The sequence below is a fragment of the Halogeometricum sp. CBA1124 genome, from assembly GCF_009741955.1.
Classification (GTDB): Archaea; Halobacteriota; Halobacteria; order Halobacteriales; family Haloferacaceae; genus Halogeometricum; species Halogeometricum rufum.
Genome location: NZ_WPCD01000264.1, coordinates 1 through 4314, shown reverse-complemented (window position 1 = coordinate 4314; position 4314 = coordinate 1). Strand labels below are relative to the sequence as shown.

Genomic DNA, 4314 nt, shown 5'->3' with positions numbered 1-4314 from the left:
GTCGTCGCCGACGGAGATGCCCCCCTCGGCGTCCACGTTCGCCTCGACGCCGTGGAGGAGTTCGAGGCTCGCGTCCGCGGCCACCTCGGCCACGGCGTCCATCTGGTCGCGGAGTTCGTCGTCATCGAGGCCGACGCCGCCGACCATCCCCGGCCCCGTGGCGTGGTCGGCCACGGCGTAGTAGTCGTAGCCGCGTTCCTCGGCGGCGGCGACCATCTCCGACAGGGAGTACCGCCCGTCGGACCAGTCGGTGTGCGTGTGCAGGTCCCCCCGCACGTCGCCCTCCTCGACCAGCGTCGGAAGCGTGCCCTCCCGGGCCGCCTCCACCTCGCCGGTGTTCTCGCGGAGTTCCGGCGGGACGAACGGCAGGTCGAGCGCCTCGTACATCGACGCCTCCGTCTCGCCGGCGACTCGGTCGCCCGCGCGCTGGTCGGCGTCGGGGTCCTCGACTTCGCTCACGTCGAAGACGCCGTACTCGTTCATCTTCAGCGCCCGGTCGATGGCGATGTTCCGGAGAGCGACGTTGTGGTCCTTGTTCCCGGTGAAGTACTGCAGGGCCGCGCCGAACTCCTCGGGGACGACGACGCGCAGGTCCACGCGGATGCCGTTCGACCGGACGCTCGCCTTCCCGGTGCCCGCCTCGATGACGGTGTTGGCGGCGGGCCAGTCCGTGAACGCTTCGACGACGGCTTCGCCGGACTCGCTGGCGACGAGGACGTCCACGTCGCCGATGGTGTCGCGCCAGCGCCGAATCGACCCGGCGACTTCGGCCCGCCGGACGTGTTCGTCGTCGCGGAGGTACGCGAGGACGTCGTCGGCGAGGGGGCGGGCGTCGCCGAGGCGTTCGCGCTCCTGTGACTCGCGGGCGAACGGGACGTTCTCGCGGATGTTCTCCTCGGTCTTCGGACCGAACCCCTTCACCTCGCGTATCTTCCCCTCCTCGGCCGCGCGTTCGAGTTCGTCCAGCGTCGTGACGCCGAGTTCCTCGTACAGTCGCCCGACGGTCTTCGGGCCGACGCCCTCGACGCTGGTGAGCGTCGCCATGTCGACGGGCAGTTCCGCGCGGAGTTCGTCCAACTCCTCGATGGACCCGGTCTCGAAGTACTCGACGACTTTCGCCGAGATGGCGTCGCCGACGCCCTGTATCTCGCCGACGGCGTCCTCGCCCTCGGCGGCGAGTTCCTCGACGGGTCGCGGGTAGTCGCGGATGTTCTCCGCGGCCCGCCGGTAGGTGTTCGGCTTGTACTCGACGTCCTGCGCCTCCAGGAGGTCCGCGAACTCCTCGAACAGCGACGCGACTTCGTCGTTTCGGCTCACTACCGACCGCCTCGCTTCGACGCGCCGCCGTCGCGGCCGAGCGCCTGTTTCAGGAAGTTCATCCACCGCTTCTGGTCCTGCGCCTCCTGCAACTGCGCCTCCTGTTCGAGGTTCGCGGGCCGCAGTTGTTCGAGGGCGTTCAGCGCCCGGTCGATGCCGACGATGCTCTCGACCAACCGCTGACCCTCCTCGTAGCTCACCTCGTTCTCCTCGATTCGCTGGAGTCGCTGGAGGCGTTCGCGCCGGAGGTTCTTCTTCGCCCGGTCGACGCGTTCCTTCTCGCCGTTGGGAACCCTCTCGCGCCGCTTTATCTCGAAGACGAAGTCGCGCAGTTCGACCTCCTCGCCCTGCACGTCGATTCGGTCGGGGATGTCCACGCCGATGGTCGCCCCCTCGCGGTTGACGCGTTCCAGCAACTGCTTTCGTTCGAACTCCTTCACGGCTCTCGGTCCACGGTAGGGCGGGGCGACACTTCGCTCCTTCGCCCCGGGGCCCCCCTCGGTGCGTGGCCGTCTCCAGTCCGCCGACGGACGCACCCCCCTCGTCTCGGCGTCGACGGCGCTGGACTCTTCGATTCTCTGCTCGTCGCAGTCGGCGGCAGCCGTTCGGAAGTAGAAGAAGGTTCTTATGCGTCTCCACGGAAGGGAGCGTATGGGTTTGTTCGACCGACTACGCGGACAAGACGACCCGCGTGTCGCTTTCATCGGAATCGACGGCGTCCCATTTAGTCTCCTCGCCGACAACCCCGACGAGTTCCCCAACATGGCCGCGTTGGCCGAGTCGGGGAGCGCCGGCGCCATCGAGAGCATCGTTCCGCCGGAGTCCTCCGCCTGTTGGCCCTCGCTCACGACCGGGGTCAACCCCGGCGAGACCGGCGTGTACGGCTTTCAGGACCGCGAGAACGGGTCGTACGAGACGTACGTCCCGATGGGTCGCGACGTGCAGGCGACGCGCGTCTGGGACCGCGTGACGGAGGCCGGCCGGAAGGCAACCGTGATGAACGTCCCCGTGACGTTCCCGCCGCAGCGAAACGTCCAGCGGATGGTCTCGGGCTTCCTCTCGCCGAGCGTCGACAAGGCCGCCCACCCCGACGACTTCCGCGACCAACTGGAGTCGATGGACTACATCATCGACGTGAACGCGAAACTCGGGCACAAGGACGACAAGACCGAGTTCGCCGAGAACGCCCACAAGACCATCGACCGGCGGTTCGAGGCGTTCAGCCACTACCTCCAGCAGGACGACTGGGACCTGTTCTTCGGCGTCTTCATGACGACCGACCGGGTGAACCACTTCCTGTTCAAGGACTACGAGAACGGCACGTCGGACCGAGAGGCGTTCATGGAGTTCTACCGCAAGGTGGACGACTACCTCGGACAGATTCGCGAGATGCTGCCCGACGACGTGACGCTCGTCGTCGCCTCCGACCACGGCTTCACCTCGCTGAACTACGAGGTGCACTGCAACGCGCTCCTCGAACAGGAGGGGTGGCTCTCCTACGAGGACGACGACCACGAGCAACTCGAGGACATCTCCGACGACACGCTGGCGTACTCGCTCATCCCCGGCCGGTTCTACCTCAATCTGGAGGGTCGCGAACCGGACGGCGTCGTCCCCGAGGACGAGTACGACCAACGTCGCGACGAACTGAAGGAGATGCTGGAGGACCTCGAAGGGCCCGACGGCAACAAAGTCGCGGCGCGCGTCGTCGAGAAGGAGGAGGCGTTCCGCGGCGACCACGACGACATCGCGCCTGACCTCGTCGTCGTCCCCAACCACGGCTTCGACCTGAAGTCCGGCTTCAAGGGGAAAGACGACGTGTTCGGGCAGGGCCCCCGCAACGGGATGCACAGTTTCGACAACGCGTCGCTCTACATCGACGACCCCGACGCGACCATCGAGGACGCCGACCTGTACGACATCGCGCCGACCATCCTCGACCTGATGGAAGTCGAGTACAGTCGCACCGACTTCGACGGCGCCAGTCTCGTCACGCAGTAGGTCCGTCCCGCGGTAGAACCGTCGCGCAGTAGGTTCGCCCCGTCTTTTTTGCCCGCGTTGGCTCGTCGAGAGCGCCTGCGCCGGCCGTCGGCGGTTCGCTCGGACGGTCGACGATGCGCTCAGACGCTCGGTAGTCCGCTCAGACGGCCGCGCGGCGAGGACAGCCGCGTCGCTCCGACGGTCCCCGAGAGGACGGGTGCCGACCGCTCGTCTAGATGAGGTCGTCGAGTTCGTCGTTACTCCACGCGCTGGCGGGGTCCTCGCGTTCCTCGGCCGCCTCGGCCTCCTCGACGGCGTCCTTCGCTCGCTCCATGAACGCTTCGAGGCGGTCCGACCGCTCGACGCCGCCGAGGAGGATGAGCGAGGCGATGCGCCCGGAGTCGAGGGGGAAGTCGCCGCCGCGGACCTGGAGGCTGCCCGTCTCCTCCTCGACCCAGCGACGGGCGCGTTCGACGCCCTTCCGCGGTATCGTGTCCGGTTTCCCGGCGACGACGAGGAGCGCGGCGTCTGCCTCCGTCGCTCGGGCAGACTCGTGCCGGTGAGCAGGGCGCGCCGCGTCGTGCTCATCACGGCGTTGATGTTGCCCTCGGCGTCCTCGGCGGACTCGGCGGCGGCGTATCCGAGTGCGGCGATGCCGCCCGACCGGAGCGTGTTGATGACCTCCGAGGAGTCCACGACGCTCTCGGCGACGCCCTCGACCGCTTCGCCGGAGGCGAACAGGAGGCCGATTCGCTGCGCGATGGCCTCGTTGATGCGTCGAACCCCTGTTCGAGCTCTCGCCGGAACTCCGGAAGGCGTCGTTGTCCACGAGGAGCAGCGAGTCCGCCTCGCGGGCGACGGTCTTCAGCGACCGACCCGCGTTCACCTGATACATCGCCCCCTCGTCGTCCCCGGGGAGGATGCCGAGGGCGTAGACGGGCACGTCGTAGATGCGCTTGAGTTCCTTCACGAGGACCGGCGCGCCGCCGCTCCCGGTGCCGCCGCCGAGTCCGGCGA

General features: G+C 68.0%; 3 protein-coding genes and 1 pseudogene. 1 reads left to right on the top strand and 3 read right to left on the bottom strand.

The window, feature by feature from the left end; genetic code table 11:
• Window positions 1-1317: helix-hairpin-helix domain-containing protein (locus GJ632_RS19940; RefSeq protein ID WP_343161282.1), on the bottom strand; the 1317-nt coding region annotated here is incomplete at its 3' end.
• Window positions 1317-1757 (bottom strand): DUF5788 family protein, encoded by a 441-nt coding sequence (locus GJ632_RS19935; protein ID WP_343161281.1) that lies wholly within the window; start codon window positions 1755-1757, stop codon window positions 1317-1319. The genes GJ632_RS19935 and GJ632_RS19940, both read right to left, overlap by 1 nt.
• 211 nt (window positions 1758-1968) lie before the next feature.
• Between GJ632_RS19935 and GJ632_RS19930 the strand changes: the two genes are divergently transcribed.
• Window positions 1969-3318 carry an alkaline phosphatase family protein gene (locus GJ632_RS19930; RefSeq protein ID WP_089805122.1) on the top strand — a complete coding sequence of 450 codons (1350 nt, stop codon included), beginning with the start codon at window positions 1969-1971 and terminating at the stop codon, window positions 3316-3318.
• Between the two features lie 211 nt (window positions 3319-3529).
• On the opposite strand, the pseudogene GJ632_RS19925 reads toward GJ632_RS19930, so the two are convergent.
• Window positions 3530-4314 (bottom strand): annotated as a pseudogene (locus GJ632_RS19925) (cell division protein); the annotation flags it as partial.

Coding starts and splice junctions, on each gene's coding strand:
- GJ632_RS19930 (WP_089805122.1), top strand. CDS start 1,969: ATGGGTTTGTTCGACCGACTACGCGGACAAGACGACCCGCGTGTCGCT.